This window comes from Cecembia sp., from assembly GCF_007126775.1.
GTDB lineage: Bacteria > Bacteroidota > Bacteroidia > Cytophagales > Cyclobacteriaceae > Cecembia.
In genome coordinates this window covers 16,489-34,499 of sequence record NZ_SLAP01000204.1, presented here as the reverse complement: position 1 = coordinate 34,499, position 18,011 = coordinate 16,489, and the positions used below count along the sequence as shown (strand labels likewise).

At 40.5% G+C, this 18,011-nt stretch carries 15 protein-coding genes; 6 read left to right on the top strand and 9 right to left on the bottom strand.

Annotation, left to right across the window (positions count from 1 at the left end):
* From QZT73_RS13800 to QZT73_RS13790, 3 genes are all read right to left on the bottom strand, one after another.
* Positions 1 to 803: transglycosylase SLT domain-containing protein (locus QZT73_RS13800; protein ID WP_291788716.1), on the bottom strand; the 803-nt coding region annotated here is incomplete at its 3' end.
* Positions 800 to 1,444 (bottom strand): O-methyltransferase, encoded by a 645-nt coding sequence (locus tag QZT73_RS13795; RefSeq protein WP_291788714.1) that lies wholly within the window; start codon positions 1,442 to 1,444, stop codon positions 800 to 802. The genes QZT73_RS13800 and QZT73_RS13795, both read right to left, overlap by 4 nt.
* 1 nt (position 1,445) lies before the next feature.
* Entirely contained in the window at positions 1,446 to 2,675 is a 1,230-nt protein-coding gene (locus tag QZT73_RS13790) for a pitrilysin family protein (protein WP_291788712.1), read from the bottom strand.
* 186 nt (positions 2,676 to 2,861) lie between these two features.
* Between QZT73_RS13790 and QZT73_RS13785 the strand changes: the two genes are divergently transcribed.
* Positions 2,862 to 4,151 (top strand): aminopeptidase P family protein, encoded by a 1,290-nt coding sequence (locus tag QZT73_RS13785; RefSeq protein WP_291788710.1) that lies wholly within the window; start codon positions 2,862 to 2,864, stop codon positions 4,149 to 4,151.
* 81 nt (positions 4,152 to 4,232) lie between these two features.
* On the opposite strand, the gene QZT73_RS13780 is transcribed toward QZT73_RS13785, so the two are convergent.
* On the bottom strand, positions 4,233 to 5,357 hold the full coding sequence (locus QZT73_RS13780) for a sorbosone dehydrogenase family protein (RefSeq protein WP_291779785.1): 1,125 nt from the start codon (positions 5,355 to 5,357) through the stop codon (positions 4,233 to 4,235).
* 177 nt (positions 5,358 to 5,534) lie between these two features.
* On the opposite strand from QZT73_RS13780, the gene QZT73_RS13775 reads away from it, so the two are divergent.
* Positions 5,535 to 7,451 (top strand): ABC-F family ATP-binding cassette domain-containing protein, encoded by a 1,917-nt coding sequence (locus QZT73_RS13775; protein ID WP_291788708.1) that lies wholly within the window; start codon positions 5,535 to 5,537, stop codon positions 7,449 to 7,451.
* 63 nt (positions 7,452 to 7,514) lie between these two features.
* Positions 7,515 to 8,786 (top strand): DUF5103 domain-containing protein, encoded by a 1,272-nt coding sequence (locus QZT73_RS13770; RefSeq protein ID WP_291779777.1) that lies wholly within the window; start codon positions 7,515 to 7,517, stop codon positions 8,784 to 8,786.
* A 32-nt stretch (positions 8,787 to 8,818) separates the two neighbouring features.
* Here QZT73_RS13770 and cas6 read toward each other — a convergent pair whose 3' ends face one another.
* From cas6 to QZT73_RS13745, 5 genes are all read right to left on the bottom strand, one after another.
* Positions 8,819 to 9,694: a CRISPR-associated endoribonuclease Cas6 gene (cas6, locus tag QZT73_RS13765; protein WP_291779774.1), complete on the bottom strand. Its 876-nt coding sequence runs from the start codon at positions 9,692 to 9,694 to the stop codon at positions 8,819 to 8,821.
* 101 nt (positions 9,695 to 9,795) lie between these two features.
* Positions 9,796 to 10,893, bottom strand: coding sequence for a redox-regulated ATPase YchF (gene ychF / locus QZT73_RS13760; RefSeq protein ID WP_291788706.1), 1,098 nt, complete (start codon positions 10,891 to 10,893; stop codon positions 9,796 to 9,798).
* 15 nt (positions 10,894 to 10,908) lie between these two features.
* Positions 10,909 to 11,991 carry an AI-2E family transporter gene (locus QZT73_RS13755; protein WP_291788705.1) on the bottom strand — a complete coding sequence of 361 codons (1,083 nt, stop codon included), beginning with the start codon at positions 11,989 to 11,991 and terminating at the stop codon, positions 10,909 to 10,911.
* Between the two features lie 121 nt (positions 11,992 to 12,112).
* Positions 12,113 to 12,442 (bottom strand): DUF3276 family protein, encoded by a 330-nt coding sequence (locus tag QZT73_RS13750; protein ID WP_291782772.1) that lies wholly within the window; start codon positions 12,440 to 12,442, stop codon positions 12,113 to 12,115.
* Positions 12,443 to 12,626: 184 nt separating this feature from the next.
* Positions 12,627 to 12,974 (bottom strand): 4Fe-4S dicluster domain-containing protein, encoded by a 348-nt coding sequence (locus QZT73_RS13745; protein ID WP_291782774.1) that lies wholly within the window; start codon positions 12,972 to 12,974, stop codon positions 12,627 to 12,629.
* Between the two features lie 155 nt (positions 12,975 to 13,129).
* On the opposite strand from QZT73_RS13745, the gene QZT73_RS13740 reads away from it, so the two are divergent.
* The 3 genes from QZT73_RS13740 (at position 13,130) to QZT73_RS13730 (ending at position 17,927) form a co-directional block, all read left to right on the top strand.
* A complete protein-coding gene (locus QZT73_RS13740; protein WP_291782776.1) occupies positions 13,130 to 14,146 on the top strand; it encodes an acyl-CoA reductase in 1,017 nt (338 codons plus the stop codon).
* A 90-nt stretch (positions 14,147 to 14,236) separates the two neighbouring features.
* On the top strand, positions 14,237 to 15,538 hold the full coding sequence (locus QZT73_RS13735) for a TIGR00366 family protein (protein WP_291788704.1): 1,302 nt from the start codon (positions 14,237 to 14,239) through the stop codon (positions 15,536 to 15,538).
* A gap of 127 nt (positions 15,539 to 15,665) precedes the next feature.
* Positions 15,666 to 17,927: an aconitate hydratase gene (locus tag QZT73_RS13730; RefSeq protein WP_291782782.1), complete on the top strand. Its 2,262-nt coding sequence runs from the start codon at positions 15,666 to 15,668 to the stop codon at positions 17,925 to 17,927.
* Positions 17,928 to 18,011: the final 84 nt, after the last annotated feature.

Genomic DNA, 18,011 nt, shown 5'->3' with positions numbered 1-18,011 from the left:
GTTTTATCCCCTGGAATTTCTCCTTTAACAGCCCATTTATTCAGTTCAACCAACTGCTCTTCGCTGACTCCAAGGTTTTTGGAAATTTCTCTCAAAGAGCTCGGTCCATTAACCTTAAATTCTTCCAGGTATTGCGTGTTGCTAACCAGCACATTCCCAATCTGATTTTCAAAAGCTATTTTATGGGCAAGAAATTTCTTAAAATACCAGTGAGAGTTTCTGTCCACATCAATGGTTTTTTTGCCATTAAATTGGCTTCCGAAATAAGCTCTTGCACCACCGAGACCCATTTGATAAGATACCAAAGCACACATCCAATTATCAAATTGTGCATTGTTCTTTTTGAGGTAACTAGCTGCTCCTCGGGTAGAAGAAACGATGTTTTTTCTTTCGTCAATTTGCATGTCGGCCCTAAGGAAAACCTCTTCTGCTGTACCTTGCTTGAATTGCCAAAAACCAACTGCATTGGAGGAAGAAACCGCATCAGCTACAAGACTTGATTCCTGTAAAACCAGGTATTTGAAATCCTCAGGAACTCCGGCTTCTCTCAGCTCTCTTTCAACGAAAGGGAAGTAAAGGCTAGCCCGCTCGGCCTTGTTATTGAAATAAATCTTATTGCGGTGCAGCGCATCTACATCCAGTTGAATTTCCCTTCTTGCCTGTTCATTGATCCTGATAGTAAGATCTGCAAATTGCATTTCTCTGGGAACTTCAGGTGCTTGGGCCAGGGCCTCAAAAGAAAAATTAAGGAGAAGGAAAGAAAGAATTAAATTTCCTAAGAATAAATTTTTGATACTTTTCATAATTTTCTTGCAAACATTAAACCATCTCTAATTGGTAAAAGTAAACTTTCAACCCGAGGGTCATTTTTAATCATTCGGTTGTAATCTAAAATAGCTTGTGTATCCTTGTCAATTTTCTGGCCATCATTAACAATTACCTTGCCAGACCAAAGGACGTTGTCTGCAATAATCATTCCATTAGGGTTTACACGGTCTATTATCAGATTGTAGTAATTGATATAATTACTTTTATCCGCATCAATGAAAACCATATCGAAATTTTCCTTCAATAAGGGGATGGTTTCAAGTGCGTTTCCAATTCTGTAATCAATTTTATGGTTTAATCCTGATTTTTCAAAAAAATTACGCACCATTGTTTCTAATTCTTCATTAATATCTAAAGTTATCAATTTTCCATGCTCTCCAAGTCCCCTGGCCATGCATATTGCGGAATACCCTGTATAGGTCCCAATCTCAAGAATAGCAGCAGGTCTTTGCATTTTTACCAGAAATTCCAAGAACTTCCCCTGAAGATGACCAGACAGCATTCTGGGCATCAAAACCTTGGTATGCGTTTCTCTGGAAATATATTTTAAAAGTGGGTCTTCTTCTTCACTGTGAAGTTCGCAGTACGTAAGCAAATCCTGGGAAATAAATTCCATTTTAAGTAGGTAAATAGGTTAAATAACTCATTTGATGTGGATCAAATATTTCGTTGGCAATATCCAATAATTCCTCCGCAGTTGTACTTCTTATCACTTCAAATATACTGTCGAGGGAGTCTATTTTTCCTTTATCGAGCAGATTTTTTCCAAAAACCAGCATCAAAGCGGCGTAATTTTCCTCAGCCATTGCCATTTGTCCAATAGCCTGCTCTTTGGCCATATGCAGTTGCAGGGTGCCAAGTTTTTGTGCTCTTAATTTTTCCATTTCTTTGAGGACAAGTTTTCTGGCCCTGTTGGCAGTTTTTTGTTCGGTACCAAAGAAAATACCTAGAAAACCGGTATCTGAATAAGCCTGATAATGGGATTCTACACTGTATACATAACCATGTTTTTCCCTTAATGCCATATTCAAACGGGAATTCATACTTGGCCCACCTAGAATATTGTTCAGGAGATAAAGTTTAAATCTCCTGGGGTCATATAAAGAATAGGCCGGTTTCCCAATGGCACAGTGCGCCTGGGTGATATCTTTTAAAACCATCTTGGTTTTGGGATGGTACATGGAAAACCCATTGCGGACATACAAACTCCTTTTCACCGGAATTTCCTGCAACAGCCCTTCAATTTTCTTCAGCACTTTTTGGAAACTGATATTGCCGATCACTGAAAAAACTACTTGGGTGGTATCCAGTCTACTGGATACAAAGTCAAAAAAATCCTCTTGCGTAAATTTCCCCACTGTCTCTTCTGTGCCTAGGATATTTCTGCCAAGCGCATGGCCTTCATATATCAGGGCATCAAAATCATCCTGGATGGAATCATCAGGGGAGTCCCTGTACATGGCCATTTCCTCCAAAATTACCTGACGTTCTTTTTCGATCTGCTTTTTGGGAAAGGTGGAATTGAAGGTGATATCAAACAAAAGCTCTGCTGCCTTGGCATAATGTTCTTTTAAAGTGCTGGAATAGAAACAGATCTTTTCTTTGGTAGTGTAAGCATTCAGTTCTCCTCCCAAAGACTCTAATCGATTGATGATATGATATGCCTTTCTTTTTTTTGTACCCTTGAATGCCATATGCTCCCAAAAATGGGCTATTCCCTCTTCCTCTTTGGATTCATCCCTGCTCCCTATATTGAGAATAAATCCGCAATGCACAATCCGGGTATGGGTGACTTCTTGATGAATAATGCGAATGCCATTGGGCAATGTTTTTAGATTATATTGCATGTAAAATCCTTCCTGCCTTTAAGGTACAAAATTAAACGAATTGTGATGGGTTATTCAATTAAAAGCAAGGGGTAAATTAAATAAGAATGCTTTTTTAACCCAGTCCTTATTGATAATTTAGAGTAATATTAATTAAAGTAATAATTCATAGTCCTTGGGGGCAACACCATCATTCAAAAAAGCAATATGAAATACCGAACACTTCCTAAAAGTCTGTACATTAAAAACCGCAAAAAGCTTGCCCAAAAGCTGCTACCAAAGTCATTGGCTGTTTTTCATTCCAACGATATTTTACCTACCAATGCGGACGGAACCATGCGTTTCAGGCAGAACAATGATTTATTTTATTTGACAGGAATTGACCAAGAAGAAAGTATTTTGCTGCTTTGCCCTGATTTTCCGGATCCCAATATGAGAGAAATCCTTTTCCTGAGAGAAACCAGTGACCATATAGCAATTTGGGAAGGACATAAATATACCGTAGAAGAAGCGTTTGAAGCTTCCGGAATTGAAAATATTCAGTGGGTAGAAAATTTTGATGGCGTACTGAATACGCTGATGGCCCTAAGTGATCATGTCTTTTTAAATACCAATGAACATTTGAGGGCGGCCGTTCAAGTGCAAACCAGAGATGCCCGATTTATAAAAACTTGCAAAGCACGTTATCCACTGCACCAATACCACAGAGTAGCCCCATTGATGCACCAGTTGAGGGCAGTGAAAGAAAAGGAAGAAATTGATCAGCTACAAGTGGCTTGCGATATCACGGAAAAAGGTTTTAGACGAATTCTGTCCTTTCTACAGCCTGGTGTGACAGAATATGAGATTGAGGCTGAGTTTATCCATGAATTTGTTCGGAATAGAAGTAAAGGATTTGCCTATGAACCTATTATAGCTACAGGTAAGAATGCCTGCGTACTCCACTATATAGAAAATAAAGAAACCTGTAAAGATGGAGACCTTATTCTGATGGATGTGGGAGCTGAATATGGCAATTACAATGCGGACATGACCAGAACTATCCCTGTGAATGGCAGATTTTCGGAAAGACAACGCAAGGTTTATGATGCTGTCCTGAGGGTTCAAAGGGGTGCCATAGACATTTTAAGGCCTGGAGTCAATATTCAGGATTACCACAAGGAAGTAGGTTTGATAATGCAGTCTGAACTTCTAGGTTTGAGGTTATTGGATCAAACTGACATCAAAAATCAAGACCCTAAGTGGCCTGCTTATAAAAAATACTTCATGCATGGAACATCCCATCACCTTGGCTTGGATGTTCATGACGTAGGAACCATGCATGAACCCATCAGTCCAGGCATGGTTTTCACAGTTGAACCTGGGATTTATATTCAAGAGGAAGGTCTAGGTGTTCGCCTTGAAAATGATATTGTTATAGAGGAAAAAGGCTTTTTTGACCTGATGAGCAATATCCCGATTGAAGCGGAGGAAATCGAAGATTTAATGAATAAATGAAAGGGGAAAGGGACGAGGTAAATGGTGAAAGGATTGGGGAAAGCCCCTTTCCCCTTTCCCCTTTTCCCTTTAACCTTTTTCCTAATTCCTATAGCTTATCCTGTAAATACAATTCGCCATATCATCAGATACTAAAAGGCTGCCATCGGGGAGTTGAAGTACATCTACTGGTCTTCCCCAGACATCTTGGGTATCATGATTCAGCCAGCCCTCTGCAAAAACCTCTTCTCTAACTACCCTTTGGGATGCATCAAGGACAACATTGGTCACTTGATAGCCGATTTTTTTACTGCGGTTCCAAGAACCGTGTTTGGCAATAAAGATATTATTTTGGAATCTATCGGGAAATTGTTGGCCTGTATAAAAACGCATGCCTAAAGGAGCCACATGAGGCCCTAATTTGGCTGCTGGAGCAATATAGGCATCTTTACCTTTGCCTTTATTTCCAAATTCAGGGTCTTTGACATCGCCGGCATGCCAATAAGGGTAGCCAAAGTGCATCCCCTTTTCAGGAGCATGATTGAGTTCGCAGTCTGGAATATCGTCACCCATCATGTCTCTTCCATTATCGGTAAACCAAAGCTCGCCACTTTGAGGATGCCAATCAAACCCCACAGTATTCCGCACACCATTTGCAAAGATTTCAGGTTGGATATTGTTTGCCCTAACATCAATTCGGGTGATTGATGCAAATATTTCTTCAGACTCGCAGATATTACAAGGGGCTCCAACAGGTACATATAACATCCCATCAGGACCAAAAGCAATGAATTTCCATCCATGGTGGGCTTTGTCGGGGTATTGGTCAAAAACCACCTCATAATTGGGCTTATCCAAATTGGACACGATATCTCTGAATCTCAGTATACGGCTGACCTCTGCCACATACAGGTCACCATCCCTAAATGCCACACCATTGGGCATGCGCAGTCCTGTAGCCAAAGTATATTTTTTGTCAGCTTTTCCATCTCCATTACTGTCCTGAATGGCATATACATTTTTACCCTGTCTGTTACCAACAAAGATAATGCTTCCATCTTCATTCATCGCCAAGGACCTGGCGTCCGGGATATCTTCTGCCCAAACCTCGATTTCAAAGCCATCAGGAAGCTGAATAGTTTCCAATTGGATAATGCTCGATGTGCTTTGTCCTGTACAGGAAAAAGAAATGAGCAATAAAATTAAAGCAATGGAATGTCTTATCATGTCTGATTGGGATTGATTAGACTCTAATTTAATCAATTCATTCATCAATTGTTAGTTTTTTTCAATAGATGCGCTTTTCTCCTTTTGAACTGTAAACTGTTTTTTTATTTTCAGCACCCTTTCCTCCTTATTTTTTTATTTTGCCATATAGAAAAAGACTTTGACTATTTTTGCACCATGTTATCCATTAATAATCTTTCATATTACATCGGGGGCAGGGCCCTATACGAACACGCTTCTTTGCACATCAAACCAAAGGACAAAATTGGATTAGTGGGACTCAATGGGACAGGTAAATCCACTTTACTTAAAATCATTCATGGGGATATCCAAGCCAGCGAAGGGGAAGTACAAAAAGCCAAAGACTGTAGCATTGGCTTTCTTAATCAGGACCTGCTTTCCTATCAATCGGAAGACAGTATTCTGGATGTGGCTTTGGAGGCATTTAAAGAGACCCTCAAATTGCAGGATGACATCAATGAAGTGTTGAAAGAGATGGAAACAGACTATTCTGATGTTGTCATCAATAAGTTGGCTAAACTTCAGGATCAATTTGAGGCCAATGAAGGATACACGATCAAAGCCAAGGCAGAAGAAGTTCTGGAAGGAATTGGATTTGCTACGGAAGACCTCCAAAGACCTCTAAAGACATTTTCAGGAGGATGGAGAATGCGGGTAATGCTTGCCAAATTACTTTTGGAGAAGCCTTCGCTTCTCATGCTGGATGAGCCTACCAACCACCTGGATCTTCCATCCATCCAATGGGTAGAAAATTACCTCAGAACTTATGAGGGAGCTGTTATTGTGGTATCCCATGACCAGGAATTTCTCAACAATTGCATAGAAACAACAGTTGAGGTTTCCAACGGCACATTGACAAGCTACGCGGGGAATTACTCATTTTTCCAAAATGAAAAAAAGGAAAGGATGGAAATCCAGCAAAATGCGTATGAAAACCAGCAACAAATGATCAAGCAGACGGAACGCTTTATAGAGCGTTTCCGTGCCAAAGCCACTAAGTCAAATCAAGTACAGTCCAGGATCAAAGCCTTGGATAGGATGGAAAGGGTTTCAGAGGTTGTAGATGACAATATTGCAGTAAATTTTAAATTTAAATTTTCTAAAAAATCCGGTAGAGATGTAGTGGTCCTGGATCATGTATCCAAATCTTATGGAAACCTGACCATCCTCAAATATACATCTGCACGCATTGAAAGAGGAGATAAAATCGCCCTTATTGGAGCAAATGGCAAAGGGAAATCTACCTTGTTGAGGGTTATTGATGGGACCGAAAAAATTGAAGGTAAGGGAGAACAGGGGTATAATGTCATCAAATCTTTCTATGCCCAGCACCAACTTGAAGCCCTGCATGTAGAAAATGAGATTTTACAGGAACTGCAGCAGGCAGGCTCAGGTAAAACCGATACTGAACTCAGGAATGTGCTTGGTTGCTTTTTGTTTACCAATGATGATGTTTTCAAAAAGATCAAAGTACTATCTGGTGGAGAAAAATCCAGAGTGGCACTGGCCAAAACATTGATATCTGAGGCCAATTTTCTTTTATTGGATGAGCCTACCAACCACCTGGATATGCAGTCTGTGAATATCCTTATTCAGGCTTTGCAACAATATGAAGGGACTTTTATTACAGTATCGCATGACAGACATTTCATAAGAGGGGTAGCCAATAAGATATGGTATATAGAAGACCACGAAATCAAAGAATATCCTGGGACTTATGAGGAATTTACTTTTTGGAAATCCCAACAGCAAGAGGTTGAAAAAAAAGAGCAGCCCCTGAAACAGAGGGAACCAAAGAAAAAACAATTGTCTGATCCGGAAATCCAAATGGCCAAAAAAGAACTCAAAAAGAAGGAAACTGAACTGGAAGAGGTAGAATCAAAGATCACGGTATGTGAGGGGTTAAAAAAGGCTTTGGAAGAGGAAATGGCTTTGCCAGAGATCTATTCTGACATGGATAAGCTGGAAAGTCTTAACCGACGTTATAGCGAATTGCAGTCGGAAGAGGAGGAACTGAACAAAAAATGGGAGCAACTTGCAGAACAAATTGAAAACCTGCAGGTTGAAATTTGAGAGGAAAGGGTGGCATGAACTTTGATCTTTCATCCTAATATTCAGGAGCCAAATTACATTGATATGCGCAGTTTATTAACCCTAGCTTTAATTATTATTTTAAATCAGCAAGGCTGGTCACAGGGAAATAAAGCTTATTATGATCGTATTTTTGAAGAAAATATCCAATCGGTCAGACTTTTTCCCAACAGTGGTGATTTTTCTGCCCAGCTCAATTCCCCTGTAATCGGACTGAACAGTGGTGTGGAGTTGAACTTGACATTTGATGACTTGGCATACGATCCGGATATGTACTCCGTCAAGCTTATCCATTGCAACATGGACTGGACTCCGTCTGACTTGAAAGAGCCTGAGTACTTGGAAGCTTTCAATGAATTCAATATCAATGACTACAATTATTCTATAGATACCCGAATTCCTTATATTCACTACAATATTGTACTTCCTAGGGTGCTTAAATCAGGCAATTATGTAGCTGTAGTATATAGGGGAAGAGATCCCAACCAGGTGATTTTGACCAAGAGATTCATGGTGTTCAATAACATGGTCAACCTGGCGGCTAGGATAGTACCCCCAAGTCAGACTGAGACAAGAAGGCAAGTGCAGCAGATCAATGTCAATCTCAATTACAAGGGGAGAGATTTATTTGATCCCAGAAACAACCTCAGGGTGATGCTCCGCCAAAACCAAAGATGGGACAATATCAAAGTATTGGGAAATCCCACCATGTTGCGGGAGGATATCAAAATGATTGAGTACAATCTGTTTGATGGCAGCAATGCTTTCTACGCGGGTAATGAATTCCGGTTTGTGGATTTGAGAATGGTAAGGGCAAGGGGGATTAATGTAAGCGCGGTGCGTATGGAAGAAGATGTAGTTTATGCAGAAGGTGGATTGGACAAAAGCAGGCAGCATACGGTTTATTCCGAATATTTGGACCTTAATGGCCAATACGCCATTATGAACATGGAAAGAATGAACCATGAATTGGAAAGTGAATACCTGGTGATGACATTCAATCTTTCTGCCGAAGGACTATCTGATGCACCTTATGTAATCGGGGCGCTCACGGAATGGGGCTTTAGCCCTGATGCAAAAATGACGCTCAATTCCAAAACCAATACCTATGAAACCACCCTTATTTTGAAGCAGGGTTGGTACGATTACAAATATGCTTATAAGGAAAAGGATGGCTGGAATCCCTTACCCATTGAAGGGAGCTTTTTTGAAACTGAAAATGAGTATGAGGTACTGGTGTACTACAGGGATATGGGATCTAGGTATGATGAATTGATAGGATATTTCAATCTTAACCCAAATAAAAGAAGGTTATAAAAAAAAATCCCGACCATTTGATCGGGATTTTTTTAATCTTCTTTTTCACTTTCCTTGTCTAGCTCATCCGGTTTTTGTCTTTCCGTATGGGCTTTGTAAGGGATAAAACCTTCTCTTTTAAACTTATAAGGTTCTGTTCTTTGGCTCGGCAGGTGATTGGCAAGATCCAGCATTCCAAAACCCTTGTGGGTAAATGCTCCCAATCCACATTTGAACACAAAGTCCTGAACCTCTTTGGCTGCATATAAAGTGAATGGAAGCGTGTAGCCCCTCACTTCATACTTTACATCCATGTCATAAACAGAGTAGATTCTTGCAAATTTCTTTTGCTGCTCTCTGAGCTTATTTACATAATTCATGTCCGGTACGACCTGGAATTTATAGAAAGATTCCATTTGTTCCTGGTTATACCAACCGGACTTTTCCATCCTTGTAAGCGTGGATTCATACAGCAGATCAGAAAATTCATCCGTATCTGGGTTGATGAAACGTTTGCCTGACTCATCATTGAAAGAAGGGGTAATCAACACCAAAGGGGAAATACAAACAAATTTGTTTGAACTCTCCAATTCAGGTTCAATTTCCTGTTCTGTGTACTCGGGGGCAAGAATGAGGTTTCCTAACTCAACTTTTGGAGTATCAAATACCTGCTCCAGTAAATAGTCAATAAAATCTTCATTGGGTGATGAAAGCACTAGGGTGACTAAACTGGAATAGTAATGAAGTCCACTTCTACTTACTTTGGTCTGACCTTTCAGTCCAGAGAAGTTGAAGTAATTGTAGTTGAAAAACTCCTCACGCCCACCTTTAACGATGAGTCCCTTTAGGTACTGTGCCAGAATGTACTGGTGATGAAAGGGTAAATAAGCACCTTTGTTTTTCAGGGAAAATATTAGTCTTATTCTCACGGTAATTAAAAATAAAATTTAAACAATTGTTAACTAAGATTATTAAACGCTATAAATTTGTTTGGTTTCTTGCAAAAGTACAAATTTTTTTGAAAGAATCGTTACACATTGAATCTAAAATGCATAATATCTCCATCCTTTACAATATATTCCTTGCCTTCTATCGCAATTTTACCATTTTCTCTACAACCTGCTTCAGTCTTGAACTTTTCATAATCCTGAAGTTTGATTACTTCTGCCTTGATAAAACCCCTTTCGAAGTCTGTATGGATTACGCCAGCTGCCTGTGGAGCTTTCCAGCCTTTTTTGATGGTCCAAGCCCTAACCTCCTGAACACCTGCGGTAAAATAGGTGATCAAATCTAATAACCTATACGCAGCATTTATAAGTTTGTTCAAACCGCTTTCTTCCAGCCCGTACTCGCTCAGGAAAATTGATTTTTCTTCTGGATCCTCAAATTCCGCAATCTGGGACTCTATGGCAGCGCAGAGCACGATTACTTCTGCATTTTCCTCTTTGACCGCTTCTTTGAGCTGCTCCACATAAGCATTACCACTTATGATAGCGCTTTCATCTACATTGGCCACGTAGAGTACGGGTTTGATCGTCAGCAAATGCAGGTCTCGGACGGCCTCTAGATCCTCCCTTTCTATTTCAATGGCCCTGGCATTTTTTCCTGATTCCAAGCCCTTTTTGAATTGCTGCAGGATGTCAAGTTCTTTCCTGGCCTTTGCATCACCTGATTTGGCAATTTTTTCAATCCTGGCAATTTTTTTATCTATAGATTCCAGATCTTTCAATTGCAATTCGGTATCAATAACTTCTTTGTCAAATACCGGATCCACACTGCCCGCCACATGTACAATATTGTCATCCTGAAAACAGCGTATCACGTGAATGATGGCATCTACTTCCCTGATATTGGCCAGAAACTTATTGCCCAGGCCTTCTCCTTTGCTCGCGCCTTTTACCAAGCCGGCAATATCCACAAATTCGATTACGGTGGGGATTACCCGATTGGGATTGACCAGGTCCTCCAAAATTTTAAGTCTTCTATCCGGAACAGTAACCACTCCCACATTGGGTTCAATGGTACAGAAAGGGAAATTAGCTGCCTCTGCCTTCGCACTCGACAGCGCATTGAATAAAGTAGATTTACCTACGTTGGGAAGTCCAACGATACCACATTGTAAAGCCATTGTTGATTTTTCTTTTTACAGTTTAAAGATGCTGTACTCCCTGTACCCTTTGTAGAACTCCAAAAAGGACACCCTAAATATAGTATATACAGGAATCGCAAAGATCATCCCAAGGATGCCTGCGATTTTTGCACCGGCAAAGATAATAACAAAAATTTCAAGAGGGTGTGCTTTTACTGATTTCGAGAAAATTAATGGCTGTAAGACTACATTGTCTGTCAACTGAACCACGGAAAATACCGAAAGGATCTTAATGATCATAAAAAATATTTCATTTGAGCCTTCAAAGCTTCCGGTAGATAAACCCACTATCACACCAAAAGTAGCTCCGAGGATAGGGCCTGCATAAGGAATAAGGTTGGCTACAGCGGCAAACATGGCTATGGTCAATGCATATTCTATTCCCATGAGGGTAAGCCCTATAGCTGCCAAGGAAAAGATACAGCTCAATTGGATCACCAAACCTACCAGATAATTGGATAAGAGTCTTTCCACTTTATTAAAAGTCGCCACAGCCAACTCAAAATAGGAATTGGGGACCAAATCCATAATGTTTCTTCTCAGGAGTCCATTCTCCAGTAAAAGAAAAAAGGTGATGAAGGAAATGGCCATAAAACCTAAAAGAATAGAGCTCGTGGTATTCAATATCGTGTTGATTATGCCTTGCACATTCAACATGCTAAAACTACTTACAAGATTTTCCCTGACCTGCTTGATCAAAAAACCGGGCTCGCTCTGTATGATTTCATATTGGAAAAGAAAGTCTTCGATCTTTCCTACAGGGTTTTGTATCTGTTCATAAATGTAGTCCAGATCATATGTAGCGATCACTTGTATTTGGGCAGAAATAAGGGGTACAAACAAGGCTCCAATCAAAAAAACGATGACCCCCACCACAATATAAGATATGAATATAGAAATCCACCTTGGAACATGTTGCCCAAAAACATGAATGGAATTGATCCTATTGGTCAAAGGACGCAGAATGGCAGCCAGTACCACCGAGAAAATAAAATAGAGCGTGATATTAGAGAAATACCAACCTGCTGCCAATAGGAGCAGGATAATAATAATGAGAATAACGATGGGTTTCTTCATATATCCACAAAAAGGAGAAAGACGCTGAGTCCATCACCTGAATTTAATCAACAGGCATGAACCTAGACAAACAAAGTCTGTCTTTGAGCTTCTTTCTCCTAAATAAACTAAAAAATGGGAATTAATCCCATTTCAATTCATCGTCAAGTTCATTTTCTGGTTCTTCCCTATCAAACTGGGAAAAATCAAAATCTGACATCAGATCATTTTTTACATGATCCACAGCTTCTTGAAGGGCATCAAGGAACTTACCAAAATCTTCTTTGTAGAGAAAGATTTTATGCTTTTCGAAAGTGAAAGTATCATCTCTCATCCTTCTTTTACTTTCTGTAATGGTCAAATAATAATCATTTGATTTTGTTGCCTTTACATCGAAAAAATAAGTCCTTTTACCTGCTTTTACTCTCCTCGAGAAGATTTCTTCTCTGTCATTACCTCTGTTTTCGTCCACTGTCAAAAGAATTTATCGGTTGGTTTTGTAATTATTTGAACAACAAGTTAAACGAATTCAAAAAATAAATTCAAGGTAATTGAGAGATTTTTTTAAACAAATGTCTGATTTCTTATAGTAAACGGTTTAAAATCAGAAGTATCTGCAAAGGAATTTGTAAAAATAAAAGGGGCATCAGCCCCTCTTATTCTCCATGCATATATATCTTTTTCGCCAAAAGCGCTTCTTCTGACTCCCTATGATCTGGATCATCTACACAACAATCCACAGGACAAACCGCCGCACATTGAGGTTCTTCATGAAACCCGGTGCATTCAGTACATTTTTCAGTCACTATGTAATAAAACTCGTCTGAAACCGGTTCTTGCTTTTGGTTGGCGTCAACTACAGTGCCATCCGGTAAAGTTACTTCCTTCAAATTGGTACCACCGGCCCAGGTCCATTCTATTCCGCCTTCATAAATTGCCGTATTGGGACATTCTGGTTCGCATGCACCGCAATTGATGCATTCGTCAGTTATCATTATAGCCATAATAGATTCATTTTTATAACACTTTCAAGAATTCAAAATTACAAATCAAATAACATAGGAAGCAAAAAAAAAGTTGTCATGCTAAGTAATTTATATTCATTCTATCCAAAAATACTTTTCCTGAAATGGTATCTTTGCAGGAGAATAGAAATTTCATGACCTTAGAAGAAAGAATAAAAGCCCTAAGCCTCTTGGGAAAAGCCATCAAAGAGCTTAAAGGAGATGAGTTTGAACAGCTTTCTCAACGGATTCAAAACAATAATAGTTGGTTTACCCCAGAACATACCCGCTCTGCATTCCAAGCTTTGGCTCTCGTGTTAGAGGAAGGACAAATCAGAGATTGGATCAGTAAATACAAATTGGATGACGAGCCCGAACCAAGGAATATAGGTATCTTAATGGCCGGGAATATTCCGGCAGTTGGATTTCATGACTTGCTTTCTGTTTTGATTTCGGGGCACCATGCTTCTGTAAAATTGAGTTCCTCTGATAAGGAGTCCATTCAATGGTTGGTCGATAAGTTATGTGACATTGAACCCAGGTTCCGGAGAGCAGTAACTTTCGAAGAAATGCTGAAAGGAAAAGATGCCTACATTGCTACGGGAAGCGATAATTCGGCACGTTATTTTAATTATTATTTTGGCAAATACCCCCATATTATCAGGAAAAACCGTACTTCCGTAGGTATATTCAATGAACAGGAGACTGTGGAAGATTATAAAGGATTGGCCAGGGATGTTTTCCAATATTTTGGTTTGGGGTGTAGAAATGTTTCCAAAATCTACATCAGGCAAAGCGCTAGTTTAAACGCATTTTTGGACAGCATCGGGGAATTAAATTTTTTGAGCAGTCACCACAAATACCTCAATAATTACGATTACAATAAGTCTATTTTTCTGGTCAACAAAGAAGCCCATTTGGATAATGGCTTTCTCCTTTTAAAAGAAAGTGAGGAGTTGGTTTCTCCAATAGGCGTGCTTTACTATGAATTTTACCAGAACGAGGAGGATTTAAAACAGAAGCTGGAACTTGTAAAGGATAAAATCCAGTGCATAGTCAGTAAAGATGCATGGTATGAAGGTAGTTTTCCTTTTGGCGAAGCCCAATGTCCAGCCTTGGATGATTATGCGGATGGGGTGGATACCATTGCCTTTTTAAAACAGCTGAGTTAGCCCTGATCCTTTTTCCTGGATTAACCGATTGTTTTTTGGGAATTTCCCTAATTTTAAATTGCTGATGATAGAAAATTTCAGTTCCAGCCTATGATAAAACGTTTTTCCTTTCCCTCTACTTTTGAGATCGCCCTGCTGTTAAGCTTAATCGTTTTCCTTTTTGCTCTGGTCCTGACGAAGCCGGAAGGGCTGCCCCACTTGTCTTATGGTTACAGCGTTTTGGGATTCTGGAAATCCGGATTTTGGGACCTATTGGAATTCACCATGCAAATGGTGCTTATTTTGGTCCTTGGTCACACCCTGGCTTTATCTGCACCTATAGACAAAGGGCTAAGGAAAATCTCTGCACTTATCAAAAACAATACCCATGCGGTTTTGCTCACCGGTACCATGGCAATGGCAGGAGGATATCTGAATTGGGGTTTTGGTTTGGTACTCGGAGCGATTTTGGCAAGGAAAATAGGGGAGTTTGCTCAGGAAAATAATATACAGATCAACTACTACCTGGTAGGCGCATCAGGTTACCTGGGGATGTTGGTATGGCATGGAGGGCTCTCAGGATCAGCAACCCTAAAGGTGGCTGAACAGGGGCACTTTTTACAGGAGTCAATGGGGGTAATACCTATAAATCAGACAGTCTTTTCCGCCTTCAATTTATACGTCAATCTGTTTCTTATCATCCTATTGCTGATTGTCCTTTACCTACTTTCGCTAAAAAAATTTGATAAGAATCAGGTCAGTTTGGGTAAGTCGGGCAGCAGCACCCATTCAAAAAGTAAAGAAAAAATTGGCTGGATCTTAGGCTTGGTTATGATTTTGGTAATCTGTGGAGAATTATTTTTTTCCGGAGATCAAATATGGGCTTCAGTAGACCTCAATTTTGTGAATTTTACCTTACTGGCCTTGGGGCTACTATTTTATGGTAGTCTCAGTGATTATGTCCAATCCCTTTCATTTGCTGTAAAAGGGGCAACGGACATCATTATCCAGTTTCCATTTTATGCAGGAATCTTAGGGATGATGAAATATTCCGGCTTACTTGTCCTTTTGGCAGATGATATGGTAGCGAGGTCCGGAACCGCCACCTTCCCATTGCTATCATTTGCCAGCGCTGCCATCGTCAATTTTTTTGTCCCTTCAGGGGGTGGTCAATGGGCCATTCAGGGGCCTGTGATGATGGAAGCTGCCCAAAAAATGGGAATTGATTTACCCAAAATGGTCATGACATTCGCTTATGGGGATCAACTATCCAATATGTTGCAGCCATTTTGGGCCCTGCCATTACTTTCCATTACCGGGATTCCTGCAAAAGAAATATTTAAATACACTGCCTACTTTTTTCTAGCCGCTACAGTTGTTTTTGGCCTCTCTATTTTGATTTGGTTAGCTTAAGGTGCTTTTCTTAAATTGGTTATAAATAAATGGCAATAGCGTAATTTCACTTCCATTTTTGCCCCGAATTTTTATCTTTGCGAACAATTTGTAACCTATTCAATATTTACATTAAATATAATTTGAAATGGCATTTGATATAGAAATGATCAAGGCGGTCTATGATCAATATCCTTCCAGGATAGCGGCTGCCCGAAAAGCTGTGGGAAGACCACTCACCTTGACCGAAAAAATATTATATGCACACCTCACCAAAGGGGAAGCCACGGAAGCTTACGGTAGGGGTGTGTCTTATGTGGAATTTAACCCGGATAGGGTTGCTATGCAAGATGCAACGGCGCAAATGGCCCTGCTTCAGTTCATGCAGGCAGGGAGAGATAAAGTGGCAGTGCCATCTACTGTGCATTGTGACCACCTGATCCAAGCAGAAATAGGAGCTACTGCTGACCTGAATAAAGCCAAGGATAAAAACAGAGAAGTTTATGATTTTTTGGCCTCAGTATCAAATAAATATGGAATAGGATTTTGGAAACCAGGGGCAGGTATCATTCACCAAGTGGTCCTGGAGAACTATGCATTCCCTGGAGGTATGATGATAGGCACTGATTCACATACGCCTAATGCTGGTGGTCTGGGAATGATCGCTATAGGTGTTGGAGGTGCAGATGCCTGTGATGTGATGGCAGGTTTGCCTTGGGAACTGAAGTTCCCAAAACTAATAGGGGTGAAATTGACAGGAAAGCTTTCAGGTTGGACAGCAGCCAAAGATGTTATTCTCAAAGTAGCCGGCATATTGACTGTAAAAGGTGGGACAGGTAGTGTCGTAGAATATTTTGGAGAAGGGGCCAATTCGCTTTCTGCAACTGGTAAAGGAACCATCTGTAATATGGGAGCAGAGATCGGAGCCACAACTTCAATTTTTGGATATGATGAAAAATCAGGCGCTTACCTGAGGGGAACTGACAGAGCTGACATAGCGGATTTGGCCGATGGCATCAAAGAACATTTGAATGCAGATCCTGAGGTCTATGCCCATCCAGAGAAATATTTTGACCAGGTGATTGAAATCAACCTTTCTGAACTGGAGCCACACATCAACGGTCCATTTACGCCGGATTTGGCTTGGCCAATCTCAAAGTTTGCAGCAGCAGTAAAGGAAAACGGATGGCCGGCAAAATTGGAAGTGGGTCTGATAGGATCATGTACCAATTCTTCTTATGAAGATATCTCAAGGGCTGCTTCATTGGCGCAGCAAGCTGTGGATAAAAAGCTGGTTGCCAAATCTGAGTTTACCATTACCCCAGGTTCAGAACAGGTAAGGTTTACAGTAGACCGGGATGGTTTCCTAAATGTATTCGATAAAATGGGCGGGGTAGTACTCGCAAATGCCTGTGGTCCCTGCATAGGGCAGTGGGCACGTCATGGTGCAGAAAAGCAAGAGAAGAACTCCATTATTACCTCTTTCAACAGAAACTTTGCGAAAAGGGCAGATGGAAATCCCAATACCCATTCTTTCGTGGCTTCTCCTGAAATCGTAACTGCGATGGCCATTGCAGGGGACCTTACCTTTAACCCGATGACGGATACTTTAACCAATGAGGAAGGAAAGCAGGTAAGATTGGATGAACCCAGTGGCCTAGAACTCCCCACCAAAGGTTTTGCAGTTGAGGATGCAGGTTACCAAGCACCTGCTGCTGATGGCTCAAAAGTAGAGGTATTGGTAGATCCAAAGTCTGAGAGGCTTCAATTGTTGGAACCTTTCCAGGCATGGGAAGGCATTGACCTTAAAGGGCTAAAACTTTTGATCAAAGCAAAGGGAAAATGTACCACGGACCATATCTCTATGGCCGGTCCTTGGTTGAGATTTAGGGGACACCTTGACAACATATCCAACAACATGCTTATCGGGGCAGTAAATGCCTTCAATGAGGAGACCAACAAGGTAAAGAATCAGTTAAACGGTGAATATGGTGAAGTACCTGCAGTACAACGTCAGTACAAGCAACAGGGAATTGGGTCCATTGTGGTGGGAGATGAAAATTATGGAGAGGGTTCTTCAAGAGAACATGCTGCCATGGAGCCCCGTTTTCTTGGGGTCAGGGCTATTTTGGTGAAATCTTTTGCCAGAATCCATGAGACCAACCTGAAAAAACAAGGCATGTTGGCTTTGACTTTTGACAATCCTTCTGATTACAACCTGATTCAGGAAGATGATGCCATCGATATACTTGGACTTACATCTTTTGCTCCCGGCAAGCCATTGACAGTGGTTTTGAACCATGCAGATGGCAGCAAGGATGAAATAAAAGTAAATCATACCTACAATGAAGGTCAGATTGAATGGTTTAAGGCAGGTTCTGCCCTGAACCTGATCAAGGCCGGGGTCTAGCCCATCCATTGATAATATTTCAGAAAAGAGTCAGTTGCATGTTAACTGGCTCTTTTTTTTTACGTAGAAATATAAATATTGTAT